The sequence below is a fragment of the Saccharopolyspora hirsuta genome, from assembly GCF_008630535.1.
GTDB classification, from domain to species: Bacteria; Actinomycetota; Actinomycetes; order Mycobacteriales; family Pseudonocardiaceae; genus Saccharopolyspora; species Saccharopolyspora hirsuta.
On the sequence record NZ_VWPH01000003.1, the window covers coordinates 358946 to 373322 of the forward strand.

General features: G+C 69.8%; 13 protein-coding genes. 9 read left to right on the forward strand and 4 right to left on the reverse strand.

Annotated elements, in window-relative coordinates:
- Positions 1-1254: 1254 nt before the first annotated feature.
- Entirely contained in the window at positions 1255-3012 is a 1758-nt protein-coding gene (dnaA, locus tag F1721_RS07845; RefSeq protein WP_150065879.1) for a chromosomal replication initiator protein DnaA, read from the reverse strand.
- A gap of 603 nt (positions 3013-3615) precedes the next feature.
- Here dnaA and rpmH point away from each other — a divergent pair.
- The 8 genes from rpmH to F1721_RS07885 all read left to right on the forward strand — a co-directional run bounded on the left by rpmH (position 3616) and on the right by F1721_RS07885 (position 9194).
- The gene (rpmH, locus tag F1721_RS07850) at positions 3616-3759 is read left to right on the forward strand and encodes a 50S ribosomal protein L34 (RefSeq protein ID WP_093150693.1); all 144 of its coding nucleotides are present in this window, start codon (positions 3616-3618) and stop codon (positions 3757-3759) included.
- A gap of 12 nt (positions 3760-3771) precedes the next feature.
- Positions 3772-4215, forward strand: a complete 444-nt coding sequence (gene rnpA, locus F1721_RS07855; RefSeq protein WP_150065880.1) for a ribonuclease P protein component — start codon at positions 3772-3774, stop codon at positions 4213-4215.
- Positions 4215-4547: a membrane protein insertion efficiency factor YidD gene (gene yidD, locus F1721_RS07860; RefSeq protein ID WP_150065881.1), complete on the forward strand. Its 333-nt coding sequence runs from the start codon at positions 4215-4217 to the stop codon at positions 4545-4547. Before rnpA ends, yidD begins: the two co-directional genes overlap by 1 nt.
- A gap of 5 nt (positions 4548-4552) precedes the next feature.
- Entirely contained in the window at positions 4553-5494 is a 942-nt protein-coding gene (yidC, locus tag F1721_RS07865) for a membrane protein insertase YidC (RefSeq protein ID WP_150065882.1), read from the forward strand.
- 32 nt (positions 5495-5526) lie between these two features.
- Positions 5527-6060, forward strand: a complete 534-nt coding sequence (locus F1721_RS07870; protein WP_150065883.1) for a Jag family protein — start codon at positions 5527-5529, stop codon at positions 6058-6060.
- Positions 6061-6511: 451 nt separating this feature from the next.
- Complete coding sequence (gene rsmG, locus F1721_RS07875; RefSeq protein ID WP_150065884.1) at positions 6512-7204, forward strand: 16S rRNA (guanine(527)-N(7))-methyltransferase RsmG; 693 nt, start codon at positions 6512-6514, stop codon at positions 7202-7204.
- A gap of 101 nt (positions 7205-7305) precedes the next feature.
- Entirely contained in the window at positions 7306-8202 is an 897-nt protein-coding gene (locus F1721_RS07880; RefSeq protein WP_150065885.1) for a ParA family protein, read from the forward strand.
- Positions 8199-9194 carry a ParB/RepB/Spo0J family partition protein gene (locus F1721_RS07885; protein ID WP_150065886.1) on the forward strand — a complete coding sequence of 332 codons (996 nt, stop codon included), beginning with the start codon at positions 8199-8201 and terminating at the stop codon, positions 9192-9194. Before F1721_RS07880 ends, F1721_RS07885 begins: the two co-directional genes overlap by 4 nt.
- 155 nt (positions 9195-9349) lie before the next feature.
- On the opposite strand, the gene F1721_RS07890 is transcribed toward F1721_RS07885, so the two are convergent.
- Complete coding sequence (locus F1721_RS07890; protein ID WP_150065887.1) at positions 9350-10300, reverse strand: D-alanine--D-alanine ligase family protein; 951 nt, start codon at positions 10298-10300, stop codon at positions 9350-9352.
- Between the two features lie 85 nt (positions 10301-10385).
- Positions 10386-11711: an aminotransferase-like domain-containing protein gene (locus tag F1721_RS07895; RefSeq protein WP_150065888.1), complete on the reverse strand. Its 1326-nt coding sequence runs from the start codon at positions 11709-11711 to the stop codon at positions 10386-10388.
- 261 nt (positions 11712-11972) lie between these two features.
- Between F1721_RS07895 and F1721_RS07900 the strand changes: the two genes are divergently transcribed.
- Complete coding sequence (locus tag F1721_RS07900) at positions 11973-12599, forward strand: GNAT family N-acetyltransferase (RefSeq protein ID WP_150065889.1); 627 nt, start codon at positions 11973-11975, stop codon at positions 12597-12599.
- Positions 12600-12936: 337 nt separating this feature from the next.
- Here F1721_RS07900 and F1721_RS07905 read toward each other — a convergent pair whose 3' ends face one another.
- Positions 12937-14085: an N-acetylmuramoyl-L-alanine amidase gene (locus F1721_RS07905; RefSeq protein WP_150065890.1), complete on the reverse strand. Its 1149-nt coding sequence runs from the start codon at positions 14083-14085 to the stop codon at positions 12937-12939.
- Positions 14086-14377: the final 292 nt, after the last annotated feature.

A 14377-nucleotide genomic window follows, 5' to 3' on the forward strand; every position in this document is an offset into this window, starting at 1 on the left:
GAGCATCAGGACTGCGGCGCGAAGTTCGTCGGGGCTGCCTCCGCGGGAGTTCCACCGTAGAGCGTGCGCCGCGATCTCCGCATCCGGGTCCGAGCAGTTCGCCGGTCCGTCCCGGCCCGCTGAGCGGAGTTGTCCACTTATCCACCGGCCCTTACTTCTGTTCTCTTTTTTCTTTCAAGAGAAGAAATGACCGCAGTAGTAGTAAGGGCTGTGAGTTGTGGGGACAAGTGGTGTTTGGGCTGGTCGGGTGGCGTGGCCAGGTGTGGATGAGCACGGGATGTAACCGGGGACTGCGACAACCGGGTGGTGGACAACTTCGACCCTCCCCCGGACAGTCCACAGCTATCCCCAGTTGTCCACAGTCCCATCCACAGTTGGACCCCCTGGTTGTACCCAGCCCCTGTGGTTTTCGGCGGTTCCACCGGTCAGGTTGTGGGCAAACCTGTGAGAGGTCTGTGGTCAACCCCCGTCGAGGTTGTGGGCAGACCGCCACCACCTGTGCACAGCTTGTGGATGGATTGGGGAAAACTCCAGGTCAGCCCTGGGGATGCAGAAAATGTGGACAGCTCCCCCTCCGGCGGACTTTTCTGCTGCCGGGGTGAGGCGAAGGCCACCCCGCTTCCCAGAAAAGTTCGAGCCCGCAACGCCTTCCGCGTGCGCGCAGCGCGCTCGACCAACCCCGGAACGTGGTCGTCCACGCCTGGTACGACGCCCGAACCCCCTCGCCGGGTTGGCGCCGAGGCCCACGGAGCCGCCGTTCGGCGGCAGAACTTTTCTGCTGGAGGGGGTGTCTCGGGGCAGAGGGGGTCAGCAGAAAGATGTGCGCGGTCGCGGGGCGGACCTTCCCCCGCGGTCGGCGAAGCCCCGACCCACCCCCTGGGCCCGCCGCATCCGCGCGGAACCTTTCTGCTGGAGCAGGTGCGTCGCGCGGGGGTGGTCGGGCAGAAAAGATTCGCGTCGGCCCCGGGTGTCGTCGCACCGGCCGACCGGAGATCGCCCGGCAGCGGCCGACCGCCCGTCCGGACGCGTTCAACCGCCGCGCGTCGAATGCCGCGTTGAGCGAGGCAGGAGCCGCAGCGGTCGGAAATCGCTCAACGCGCGCCGTCAGGGGCGCGGCGGTGAGGAGAGGTGAACGATCTGCTCGCACCGGCATCGGCGGAGAGATCTGGGGTGCGCCGTCGCGAGCGCTCAGCTAGGCCCAGCGGCGCACCTCGGGAGAAGAGAACAGCGGACCGGCCACCGAGCAGCCAAGGACTACCGGGACTGCTGCTTGATCCTGGCCGTGAGCTCCTGGACGTGCTCGTAGACGCGGCGTCGCTCGGCCATCTCCTTGCGGATCTTCTTGTCCGCGTACATCACCGTGGTGTGGTCGCGGCCGCCGAAGTACTGGCCGATCTTGGGCAGCGAGGAGTCGGTCAGCTCGCGGCACAGGTACATCGCGATCTGCCGCGCCTGGGCCAGCGCCTTGGTCTTGCCCGGGCCGCAGAGGTCGTCGATGGTCACGCCGAAGTAGTCCGCGGTGACCGCCATGATCGTCGGCGGGGTGATCTCCGGGGTCTGCGAGTCCGGGATCAGGTCGCGCAGCACGATCTCGGCGAGCTGCAGGTCCACCGGCTGCCGGTTCAGCGACGCGAACGCGGTGACCCGGATCAGCGCGCCCTCCAGCTCGCGGATGTTGCGCTCGATGCGGGAGGCGATGAACTCCAGCACGTCGGCGGGCGCGTTCATCCGGTCCTGGGCGGCCTTCTTCCGCAGGATCGCGATCCGGGTCTCCAGCTCCGGCGGCTGGATGTCGGTGATCAACCCCCACTCGAAGCGGGTGCGCAGCCGGTCCTCCAGGGTGCGCAGGCCCTTCGGCGGCCGGTCGGAGGACACCACGATCTGCTTGTTCGAGTTGTGCAGCGTGTTGAAGGTGTGGAAGAACTCCTCCTGGGTCCCTTCCTTGCCCTCCAGGAACTGGATGTCGTCCACCAGCAGCACGTCGACGTCGCGGTACCGGCGCTGGAACGCGACCTGGCGGTCGTCGCGCAGCGAGTTGATGAAGTCGTTGGTGAACTCCTCGGTGGAGACGTAGCGCACCCGCATCCCGGGGAACAGGCGCTGCGTGTAGTGCCCCACCGCGTGCAGCAGGTGCGTCTTGCCGAGGCCGGACTCGCCCCAGATGAACAGCGGGTTGTACGCGCGGGCGGGCGCCTCTGCGGCGGCCACCGCGGCAGCGTGCGCGAACCGGTTCGACGAGCCGATGACGAAGGTGTCGAAGGTGTACTTCGCGTTCAGCCTGGTCTGCGAGGTGGGCGAGGGGTTCTTCGGCGCGGTGAACGGCTGGCCCGGCTGGGGCTCGGCCAGCGCCTGCCCGGCGCGGCCGAAGGTCGGCCAGTTCTCCCCGCTGCTGGCTTCCTCGGGCTCGGTCTCCTCGGTCTCCGGCTCGGGTTCCTCGGCCTCGCCGCCGGACTCCAGCGGCTGCGGGACCTCCCCGTTGGGCCACTTGAACTCGGCGGTCGGGAAGTCGATCTCCGGCTTCGGCTCGGGCGCGGCGTGCCGACCCTCCCCGCTGGGGATCGAGCCGGTGTGCGCGGTGTTCCCGAAGTTCTCCGGCGACCGGAAGCTCTCGGCGGCGCTGAAGTTCTCCGGTGCGCGCCCGAGACCGGTGGTGGTGAAGTAGGGCGTGGCGGGCTGCTCACCGGTGGGCACCCGGCCGGTCCACTGCTCGGTCGGCGCGGGCGCGGCGACGGGCCTGGTCGGTGCCGGGACCGCGGTGTCCACCTTCACCGCCAGCGACACGTCCCGGCCGAGGCGGCGGGACAGGGCGTCGGTGATGGGGTCGCGCAGCGCGCGCTCGATGGCTTCCTTGGCGAAGTCGCTCGGCGCGGCGAGCAGTGCAGTACCGTCCAGCAGTCCGATCGGACGGGTGACGCGCATCCAGGCGCGCTGCTGGGGTGAGAGCGTGCCGGAGGACAGCTCCTGCACCACCTCGCCCCAAACTCGAACGAGATCGGCCTGGTGGTCGGACACCGCCTTGCTCCCCTCCCCTCGCTCGCGCAGCCCCCGACCGCGGTCCCGAGGGCCTGGCTCCCACAGTGCTCGGGTGCGGCGGCGACGTCACGGGACGGTGGGGCCGAACTCCGGGGATCATCTGTTCGCCGAAGATCTCCACAGAGTTGTCCACAACTTGTGTATGAAGGTACGGCAGGCCGCCGAAGTGTCGCCCCCTGGGGCCGTCGTACCGCTGCGACCGAGGTCAGAGCTCCCCCAGCGACCGGTGCTCCCACCCACCAGCCGCGCATCGCAGAGGGGCACGCTAACAAGGTCGCGCGGCGCTCACAAGCAAGTCCCGCCGATGTCGGCAAGATCGGGATGTGGCAGCCTGGTCGGGCCGGTCCGGCCTTATCCCGACCCCGGTAGTGCGCCCTCCGAGGGCACTGCGTACCCTCGTACAGTCCCCCGCTTTCCTGAGCGGGCATGTCGCTGCGCCGTGATTCCGGCGTCGTGCGCCGCTCGGTACCGCCGATCTTCGCACGGGTTGGCGAGGCGCGGCTCGGGAAGGAACAGGGACACCTTGACCGAACCGTGGTTCACCGTGGCCATCGGTGCCTGTAGTAACCGGGAGATCCGACCGTGAGCAAGGGCAAGCGCACTTTCCAGCCGAACAACCGCCGTCGTGCCAGGAAGCACGGCTTCCGGCTGCGCATGCGCACTCGCGCCGGCCGGGCCATCGTGGCCTCGCGCCGTCGCCAGGGCCGCGCGCGCCTGACTGCCTGATCGCGTCCGGCCGTGCTTCCCGCGGCAGCCCGGCTGACCAGGAGCCAGGAGTTCCGCCTGGTGGTCCGTCGTGGTCGCCGGTCCGGGCGCTCCCGCCTGGTCGTGCACGCGTTGCGTCCGGACCAGGCGCCGGAGCCCGGGCGGTACCGCGGCGAGGCCTTACCGGAAGCCGAGGCGAATACGGCACCCACCCGGAAATCGACTGGATCGACCCGGGTGGGTTTTGTCGTGAGCAAGGCCGTGGGCACGGCGGTGATCCGGCACCGGGTCACGCGCCGCCTGCGGCACCTGATGCGTGACCGCCTGGCGGCGCTGCCCGCTGGCACACTGGTGGTGGTCCGAGCCCTACCAGCGGCGGCCGAGGCGTCCAGCCGCGAACTCGGCGCGGACCTGGACGCGGCTCTCCGGAAGCTCCGCGTCCTGTCCCCCGATGGTCCGGCGACAGGTTCCAGGTGATGGCTCAGGACCAGCAGCACGATGAACGGCTCCGCGCGCCCGCTCGGCGCCCGAGCCCGTTCGCCTGGGTGCTGCTCGGCCCGGTGCACGCCTACCGCAAGGTGATCTCCCCGCTGCTGCCGCCGATGTGCCGGTTCTACCCGAGCTGCAGCACGTACGCGGTCGAGGCGCTGACCGTGCACGGCCTGTTCCGCGGCGGTTGGCTCACCCTGCGCAGACTGCTGCGCTGCGGTCCCTGGCACCCTGGGGGGATCGACCCGGTGCCGCCACCTCGTGAGCGCGCCGCGGCGCGAACCCCTGCCCGAGCACCCGAGAAATCTGCCGAGGAGTAGCCCGCGTGCTGGACTTCATCTACTACCCGGTGTCGGCCATCCTGTGGTTCTGGCACAAGGTCTTCGGCTTCGTGCTCGACCCGGCCAGCGGTTACGCCTGGGCGCTGTCGGTCATCTTCCTCGTCTTCACGCTGCGCGCGCTGCTGTTCAAGCCGTTCGTGCACCAGGTGCGGTCGATGAAGAAGATGCAGGAGTTCGCCCCGCAGATCCGCGAGCTGCAGGCCAAGTACGGCGACGACCGGCAGAAGCTCGCGATGGAGATGCAGAAGCTGCAGTCCGAGCAGGGCTTCAACCCGCTCAGCGGCTGCCTGCCGATCCTGGTGCAGGTGCCGGTGTTCTTCGGCCTGTTCCACGTGCTCAACGGGTTCAAGCCGGGGGCGCCGTCGAACTACATCTTCGACGCCAACGACGTGGCGTCCTTCGTGGCCGCGGACTTCTTCGGCGCGAAGCTGTCCAACACCATCAGCCAGTCCCCCGAGGTGCTCGAGGCCTTCGGCACCGACCGCATCGAGATGATGCTGGTGGGCGTGCCGCTGATGATCGCCGCCGCGATCGCCACGCACTTCACCGCGCGCCACTCCGTGCAGCGCCAGACGGCGGACGCGGCGGCCCAGCCGCAGGCCGCGGTGATGAACCGGATGACGCTGTGGGTCTTCCCGATGTTCGCCCTCATCGGCGGCCCGTTCCTGCCGCTGGCGATCCTGATCTACTGGCTGGCCAACAACTTCTGGACGCTGGCCCAGCAGCGCGTGGTGTACAGCCGGATCGACCGCGAGGAGGCGGCGCAGGCCAGCGCGCCCGCGGTCGTCGAGTCCACCGCCGTGGACGTCACCCCCGCGCAGGATGCCGACACCGCCGCGGACGCGGCCAAGGACCAACCCGGTGAGATCCCCGGGGTGATCGAAGACCGTTCTCGCGACACGGACAAGCCGGGCGAGTCCCGGTGAGTGCGGCGCGAACCCTGGAGAGGAGACACCCAGTGTCCGAAACCGTGCAGGAGTCGAGCCCGGCAGCGACCGAGACCGAAGCCGCCGAGGCCCCCTCCAACACCGAAACCCTGCTGGTGCAGGAGGGCGACATCGCGGGTGACTACCTGGAGCGGCTGCTCGACCTGCTGGACTACGACGGGGACATCGACCTCGACGTGGAGGCCGGTCGGGCGGTGGTGAGCATCGACGGCGGCGACGACCTGGAGAAGCTCGTCGGTGGCCGCGGCCAGGTGCTGGAGGCGCTGCAGGAGCTCACCCGCCTCGCGGTGCAGCAGGAGACCGGCGTGCGCAGCCGACTGATGCTGGACGTGGCGGGCTGGCGCGCGGGTCGCCGCCAGGAGCTCAGCGAGCTCGGCCGCACCACCGCCGAGGAGGTCCTGGCGAGCGGCAAGGAGGCCCGCCTCCGCCCGATGACCCCGTTCGAGCGCAAGATCATCCACGACGCGGTCGCGGCGATCGACGGCGTCCACAGCGAGAGCGAGGGTGAAGAGCCCAACCGCAAGGTGGTCGTCTTCAAGAGCTAGTCAGAGTTCCAGTGGCTGGTTTGCGCGGCGGTGCCGGCTGCGAGGGTGCATGCGCCTGCGGCGCATGCACCCTTCTCGGTTGTTGGCCAGGTGAGCAGCGCGGCTGCGGTTGGTTCAAACGAAGATCGACGAGCAGGAAGCCCCCCGTTCAATGCCCCCGTCCTCGCCGGACGGGGGCATTGTTGTTTTCGCGTCCTGTTTCACGTGAAACGTCGCCGACGCACTAACGTCACCGTGACATTAGTCCTCGGTGTGACGGGTTGGGGCGATCTCACCGGATATGAAGCCCTCTCCCCTGCCGGTCGGTACGGGGGCGTGTGACGGCGTCGCTCGCGCCGGTGGAGAAGCGCCCTCGGACGCGCCGGAAGGGGTTGATGGTGATTGCGGAGTGCTATCCGGCAGGCTTGGTCGGAGAATCCTTGGTTCCACGTGAAACATCGGGGTGAATGCTTTGACCGAGCCTGCGGCGGCGCGGGTCGTGTTCGGTGATCGGCTGGACCTGGCCGAGCGGTTCCACGAGATGCTCCAGGAGCACGGGATCCGCCGCGGACTCATCGGTCCGCGCGAGTTGGACCGACTCTGGGAAAGACATCTGCTGAACTCTGCTGTGATTGCGGAGTTGCTGCCACCGAATTGCCGGGTGTTGGACGTAGGCTCTGGGGCAGGGTTGCCGGGCATCCCGCTGGCGATCGCCCGCCCGGATCTCAACCTGACCCTGTTGGAGCCGATGGCTCGACGGGTGGCGTGGTTGCAGGAAGTCATCACCGAGTTGGAGCTCACCGTCGAGGTGGTGCGCGGACGTGCCGAGGAGGGCCCGGTGCGCGAACGACTGGCCGATCAGGACGTCGTGACCGCGCGCGCCGTCGCCCCGATGGAACGGCTCGCGAAGTGGTGCCTCCCCCTGCTGCGGCAGGGCGGCCGCCTGCTCGCCATGAAGGGCGAGAGCGCGACGGAGGAGCTGGAGCGGGATGCGGCGGCGATCGCCGCGGCCGGTGGCGGTCGTGGCGAAGTGGTTTCGTGCGGCGTCGGTGCGCTCGAAGTGCCGACGACCGTCGTCGTGGTGGAACGGGTCGCGGCGACCCGAAAAGCGTCCGGTCGGCGTCGTGACGGTGTGCGTCGAACGAGAAAGGATCGTGGACGGTGAATCCGGAGTCAAACGGAGCGGGTCGTGTTTCACGTGAAACGAGGGGCCGTGCGGTCGGCGGCATGCGGTTCCCTTCCGGGCCGACGAGCGGGGATCCCGCGATGAGCTTCGGGAAGGACGACATCGGCTGGACTCCGATCATGGAGGAGGCCCAGCGGGCGACCCGGGTGCTGCACCCGGAGACGCTGGAACTCCCCCGCCCCACCCATCGGCGCATCATCACCGTCGCGAACCAGAAGGGCGGCGTCGGCAAGACGACGAGCACGGTGAACCTCGCGGCCGGTCTGGCGCTGCACGGCCTGAACGTGCTCGTGATCGACCTCGACCCGCAGGGCAACGCCAGCACCGCGCTCGGTGTCGAGCACCGCTCCGGCACCCCGTCGGTCTACGAGGTCCTGCTCGGCGAGATCAGCGTGGCCGACGCGGCGGCGCAGAGCACCCAGTCGAAGAACCTCTGGTGCGTCCCGGCGACCATCGACCTGGCCGGTTCGGAGATCGAACTGGTCACCATGGTGGCCCGGGAGGGGCGGCTGAAGGAGGCGCTGAACTCCGAGGCGGTCAACCAGCTCGCGCCCGACTACGTCTTCATCGACTGCCCGCCGTCGCTCGGCCTGCTCACGGTGAACGCGTTGGTGGCCGCGCACGAGGTGCTGATCCCGATCCAGTGCGAGTACTACGCGCTGGAGGGGCTCGGTCAGCTGCTGCGCAACATCGAGCTGGTGCAGTCGCACCTGAACCCCTCGCTGTGGGTGTCGACCATCCTGCTGACCATGTACGACGGGCGCACCAAGCTGGCCGACCAGGTCACCGCCGAGGTGCGCGGTCACTTCGGGGACCTGGCGCTGCGGACCGTGATCCCGCGCAGCGTGAAGATCTCCGAGGCGCCGGGCTTCGGCCAGACGGTGCTGACCTACGACCCGGGCTCGCGCGGCTCGATGAGCTACCTGGACGCGGCGCGGGAGATCGCTGAACGGGGTGTCGAGAGGACAACGGCATGAGCGAGCGCAGAGGCGGTCTGGGGCGCGGCATCGCCGCCCTGATTCCCAGCGGTCCCCCGGCGGGGGCGGACGGTGCCGCGCTGCGCGGCGCTCCGGTGCGCGGCGGACCGGCCTTCGAGCGGCCGGAGCCCCCCACCCCCGAGGTTTCACGTGAAACCAGCGGCGGCGAGGTCGCCGGTGCGGTCTACCGCGAGATCGCCATCTCCGCCATCACGCCGAACCCGAAGCAGCCGCGGCAGGTGTTCGACGAGGAGGCGCTGCACGAGCTCCAGCACTCCATCCGCGAGTTCGGCCTCATGCAGCCGATCGTGGTGCGGGAGCTGGAGGCCGACCGGTTCGAGCTCATCATGGGCGAGCGCCGGTGGCGGGCCTCCCAGCTGGCCGGGTTGGAGTTCATCCCGGCGATCGTCCGCAAGACGCAGGACGACGCGATGCTGCGGGACGCCCTGCTGGAGAACATCCACCGCGTCCAGCTCAATCCGCTGGAGGAGGCGGCGGCGTACCAGCAGCTGCTGGACGAGTTCGGCGTGACGCACGACGAGCTGGCGGACCGGATCGGCCGCAGCCGCCCGGTCATCACCAACACCATCCGGTTGCTGAAGCTGCCGCTGGAGGTCCAGCGGCGGGTGGCCGTCGGGGTGCTGTCGGCCGGGCACGCCCGCGCGCTGCTCAGCCTGGAGGACGTCGGGCAGCAGGAGGAGCTGGCGAAGCGGATCGTCGCGGAGGGACTCTCCGTCCGCGCGACCGAGGAGCAGGTGACGCTCGCCAAGCGGGAGGCGCCGAAGAAGAAGGCGGAGGCGAAGAAGCCGATCCAGGCCCCCGGCTTCGACCGGCTCGCCGATCGGCTGTCCGACCACTTCGACACCCGGGTCAAGGTCGAGCGCGGGCGCCGGAAGGGGCGGATCATCGTGGAGTTCGGCTCCGTGGACGACCTGGAGCGGGTCGCGGAGTTGATCTTGGGTGAACAGGCTCGTGGACTCCGCGAGGAATGACACCGAGGCCTTTCGTCACGGTGACGATGACTGTCGGTGACTGATTTCCCGCGACTTCAATGGAAATCAGACGTCCAACTTCAATGGAAATCGCACCAACGACGAGGGCCGGTCTCCCGCGGGAGACCGGCCCTCGTTTCACGTGAAACATCGCATCAGCGCGCTCGCGAGATCGCCCGCTCGACGAGCCCGGCGAAGACCTCCCCCAGCGACCGGTCGGCGGCCTCGACCGCCATCGGCAGCAGCGAGGTCTCGGTCAGCCCGGGCGACACGTTGACCTCCAGGAAGTGCGGCGTGCCGTCGCGGTCGATGATCGCGTCGGTCCGAGAGACGTCGCGGAGGCCGAGCAGGCGGTGCGCGGCGATCGCGAGCTCCCCCGCCGCCGCAGCCGCTTCCGCCGGGATCTCGGCGGGCGTGCGGTAGCTCGTGAGCCCGGCGGTGTAGCGGGCGGTGTAGTCGTAGACGCCGTCGGCCGGTTCGATCTGGACCGCGGGCAGCGCCTCCGGTCCGTCCGGCCCGTCGATGACGGTGATCGCCACCTCGGTCCCCTCGACGAACCGCTCCACGAGCACCGTGTCGCCGTACGACAGCGCACCCACCATCGCCGACGGCAGCTCGGCGGCATCGCGCACCACGTGCGCGCCCAGCGCCGAACCGCCCTGGTCCGGCTTGAGCATCAGCGGCAGGCCGAGCTTGGCCACCAGCGCGTCCAGGACGGCCTGCGCACCCAGCTCGCGGAAGGTCGCGTGCGGCAGCGCGACCCAGTCCGGGGTGGTCAGCCCGGCGCGGGCGAGCTCCGCCTTCGCTGTCGGCTTGTCCCACGCCCGGCGGCACGCGTGCGGGCCGGTGCCGACGTAGGGGATGTCGAGCATCTCCAGCACGGCCTGCACCGCGCCGTTCTCGCCCTCGCCGCCGTGCAGCGCGACCACGACCGCGTCGGGCCGCTCCTGCTCGATGCGGGACAGCAGCCGGGCGTCGGCATCCCACTCCGCCACGGTCGTGCCCACCGAGCGCAGCGCCGCCGACAGCCGGCGCCCGGAGCGCAGCGACACCTCGCGCTCGTGCGAAAGCCCACCTGCGAGCACGGCGACCCAGCGATCAGACACTCAACAACACCCCTGAAAAGTAGCGGTCCACTGTGCACCGAGGACATCCCGTGCACAGTGGACCCATTCGGAAACCGGGAAAACTCTACGCCGTGTCGGGGGACGGGGCCTGCGGTCCCGGCACGCTGCGCTGCGGCACGGTGCCGAACGTGCGGACCAGCTCCATCTCCTCGGTCAGCGTGTTGGCCAGCCGGCGCACGCCTTCGCGGATCCGCTCCGGCGTCGGGTAGCAGTAGGACAGCCGCATCTGGCGGCTGCCGAACCCGCCGCGGTAGAAGCCGGTGCCGGAGACGTAGGCGACCCGCTGGGTCACCGCGCGCGGCAGCATCGCCTTGGTGTCCACGCCCTCCGGCACGGTCAGCCAGACGAAGAACCCGCCGTCCGGTCGCGTCCACGTGCAACCCGGCGGCATGTACTGCTCCAGGGCGCTGAGCATCGCGTCGCGGCGCTCGCGGTACTGCTCCTGGAAGATCTTGATCTGCCCCTGCCAGTCGTGCGTGCTCAGGTAGCGCGACACGATCATCTGGTTCAGCGTGGGCGGGCACAGGGTGGCCGACTCGGCGGTCAGCACCAGCTTCTCGCGGATCGCGTGCGGCGCGAGGACCCAGCCGACCCGCAGGCCGGAGGCGAAGGTCTTGGAGAACGAGCCGAGGTAGACCACGTTGTCGGCGTCCATGCTGCGCAGCGCGGGCAGCGCCTCGCCGTCGAAGCCGAGCAGGCCGTACGGGTTGTCCTCCACCACGAGGATGCCGTGCTGGGCGCAGATCTCCAGGACCTCAGCGCGCCGCGGCAGGGCCAGCGTGATGCCGCCCGGGTTGTGGAAGTTCGGGATGGTGTAGAGGAACTTGATCCGCTTGCCCTGCGCGGTCACGTCCGCGATGGCCTGGCGCAGCGCGGCCGGGTCGAGGCCGTCGTCGTCCATCGCCACGTGGACCACCTCGGCCTGGTACGCGGCGAAGGAGCCGAGCGCGCCGACGTAGGAGGGGCCCTCGGCGAGGATGACGTCACCGGGGTCGCAGAAGATCCGGGTGACCATGTCCAGGGCCATCTGGGAGCCCGCGGTGACCATCACGTCGTCCGGGTGCGCGGAGATGCCCTCCAGCGCCATGACGTCGCAGATCTGCTCGCGCAGCTCCGGCAGGCCGTGGGCGGAGCCGTACTGCAGCGCCACCTGGCCGTCCTCGGCGACCAGGCGCGCCACCTCGGCGGCCAGCGAGTCCAGCGGGAGCGCCGCCAGGTTCGGCATGCCGCCGGCCAGCGAGACCACCTCGGGGCGGCTGGCGACGGCGAAGAGAGCTCGGATCTCGGAAGCGGTCATCCCTGCGGTCCGCTCGGCGTAGTGCGCCCGGTACGCGTCCAGGTTGCGTGCGGGCTTCTCCGGCGGGTTCGGCTGACTTCCGTGATCCGTCATATCGCGCTCCGGTTTCGGTTGTGCGCACTGCTCGTCCCCGGCCGGGCCGCGAACGATTCCGGCGATTCTATAGGTCCTATCGTCCGGGACCCGCTCAGATGTAACGAGCGCCTCGTACAAACTGACCCGTCGGTAACCCATCTCACCCCATCGGGTCGCTGTCGGTGCTCGGCGGAGCTTCCGGTGCCGGGGCGCGGGCGCTTATCCTGGCCACATTCCCGCCTGCGGTGCGGGTTCGTGCGGGTTCTTCCAGGAGGTCAGGTGTCGCGACGCGTCGTCGGCGTCACGCTGGACAACCTCGACCACCTGCCCAAGCGGTGTCGTCGGTGCGTGTTCTGGGAGCTCGCGCCGCACATCCGGGAGCAGGCCGAGGAGTTCGGCGAGACCGAACTGGAGAAGGAGGCCTGGGTCTCCAGCGTGCTGCTGGAGTGGGGTTCCTGCGGCCGCGTCATCTACGTCGACGGCATCCCGGCCGGTTATGCGATGTACGCCCCGCCCGCCGCGGTGCCGCGCGCAGCGGCCTTCCCGACCGCGCCGGTCAGCGCGGACGCGGTGCTGCTGACCGCGCTGCGGGTGCTGCCGGAGTTCGAGCACGGCGGTCTCGGCCGGGTGCTGGTGCAGAACGTGGCGAAGGACCTGACGCGCCGCGGGGTGAAGGCCGTCGAGGCCTTCGGCGACCTGCAGGGCACCGCGGAGAGCTGCGTGATCCCGGCCGGGTTCCTGCAGCAGGTCGGGTTCAAGACCGTCCGCCAGCACCCCGAGTGGCCGCGGATGCGCCTGGAGCTGCGCACGGCGATCTCCTGGAAGGAAGACGTCGAAGCGGCCCTGGAGCGCCTGCTCAGCTCGGTGACGATCAAGACGGCCGAGCCCGTCATCGGTGGGGCCTGAGTCGCCAGATCACCAAGTCGACAAATCGACCTCGGATGCGATTTCAGTGAGGTTTTCCAGCCTCGTTCTGCGTGGCGGTGCCGGTGGCGGAACCTCAGCGCCCGCCTGGCTGTGGGTGCCCTGACTGATGTATGCCAATACACGGCGTCAGGGCCGTCCTCGCCAGGCGAACGCTGAGAACCCGCGGCGGTGCGAGTTGCGAGGGTGGGTTATGCGCCTGGCGGCGCATGCGACACCTGCCGAGCGGTGCAGTTCGCCCTTCGCGCCTGCGGTCCACGGGCAGGATGAACAAGTTCAATGGAAATCGGACCTTCGATTTCCATTGAAATCGCGCAGGTCAGGCGCCCTCGGCTCGGGCGAGCTCGTGGCGGAGGAGGTCGTCGAAGGTGAAGGTGCCGGTCGGCTGGTCGTCCTTGCCCAGCAGGTAGAGCCGCTTCACCGCGACCAGCAGGCCCTCCGCGATGACGTCCCGGAACGCCGGGTCCAGCAGGCGGGAGCGGTCCCGGGCGTTGGTCAGGTAGCCCAGCTCCATGCGCACCGCGGGCATCCGGGTCAGGCGCAGCACGTCCCAGGTCTTGGCCTGGGTGTGGCAGTCCTTCAGCCCGGTCCGCGCGACGATCTCGCGCTGCAGGAAGCCCGCCAGCGCCTCCCCCACGGTCGACGTGGTGCCGTTGCCGGTGCCGAAGTGGAAGCTCGCCACGCCCTCGGCCAGCGGCGAGGCGTTGGCGTCGATGTGCAGGGACAGGAACATGTCCGCGCCCGCCTCGTTGGCGAACGCGGCGCGGTCGGCGTCCGGCGGGCAGGCGTTGGGCCCGCGGGTGATCAGCGCCTCCATGCCGGTGGCCACCATCCGGCCCTCCAGGCGCCGGGCCAGGTCCCAGGTCAGGTCGGCCTCGCAGACGTCGCCGATGCAGGCGCCGCGGTCCGCGCCGCCGTGGCCCGGGTCGATCACGATGCGCTTGCCGCGCAGCCGCGGCCCGGCGCGCCGCACCTTCTCCTGCTCGCGCAGGTACACCGGCCGACCGCCGCGGACCTTCGGCGCGAGCTGCCGCAGCGCGCGCAGCGTGCTCGGCCCGCAGATGCCGTCCGGGTTCAGGCCGTACTCGCGCTGGAAGCTGCGCAGGGCCTGCTCGGTCTCGCGGCCGAAGATGCCGTCCGGGCGGCCCGCGTCGAAGCCCAGCTCCAGCAGCCGCTCCTGCAGCGCGAACACGTCGTCGCCGCTGATCGGCTTGGACACCAGGAAGGCCAGCGAGCGGTCGCCGAGCCGCCAGCGGGCCTCGGTGAGCGCGCGGTAGGTCGCCGGGCCCACCACGCCGTCGGTGATCAGCCCGCGTTGTTGCTGGAAGACCCGGACCGCCTGTTCCACCGCGTGGTCGAACAGCGCCGGATCCGTTCGGCCGTTGGCCGCCAGCAGACCCAGCGCTGCAAGGGTGTTCCTGATCTCGGCAACGGCCGGACCGACGTCACCGCGGTGGAGCAGCTGCATGCACTCCTCGCTCGATTCAGGCGCCGGGTGGACCGGCGCGGAGGATGGTCGGGTACGTCCCGATGTCCCGTTCGCGTGACGGGCCCGGGAAGACGAACCCGTCGGGTAATTGTGCCTTGTGCGCCCGGACTCGGCGCTGCGGCCCAGGACCAGCAGGCGGACGTGCGACAACGGTGCGTGGGTGCGCGATCTCTCCTGGTGCGCAAAAACACGGTCCCGCCGTCACTGTCATATCGACTGGACGGCGGGACCGCGTTATTCGGTTGCCTCGGATGGAGTCCGATTTCACAGC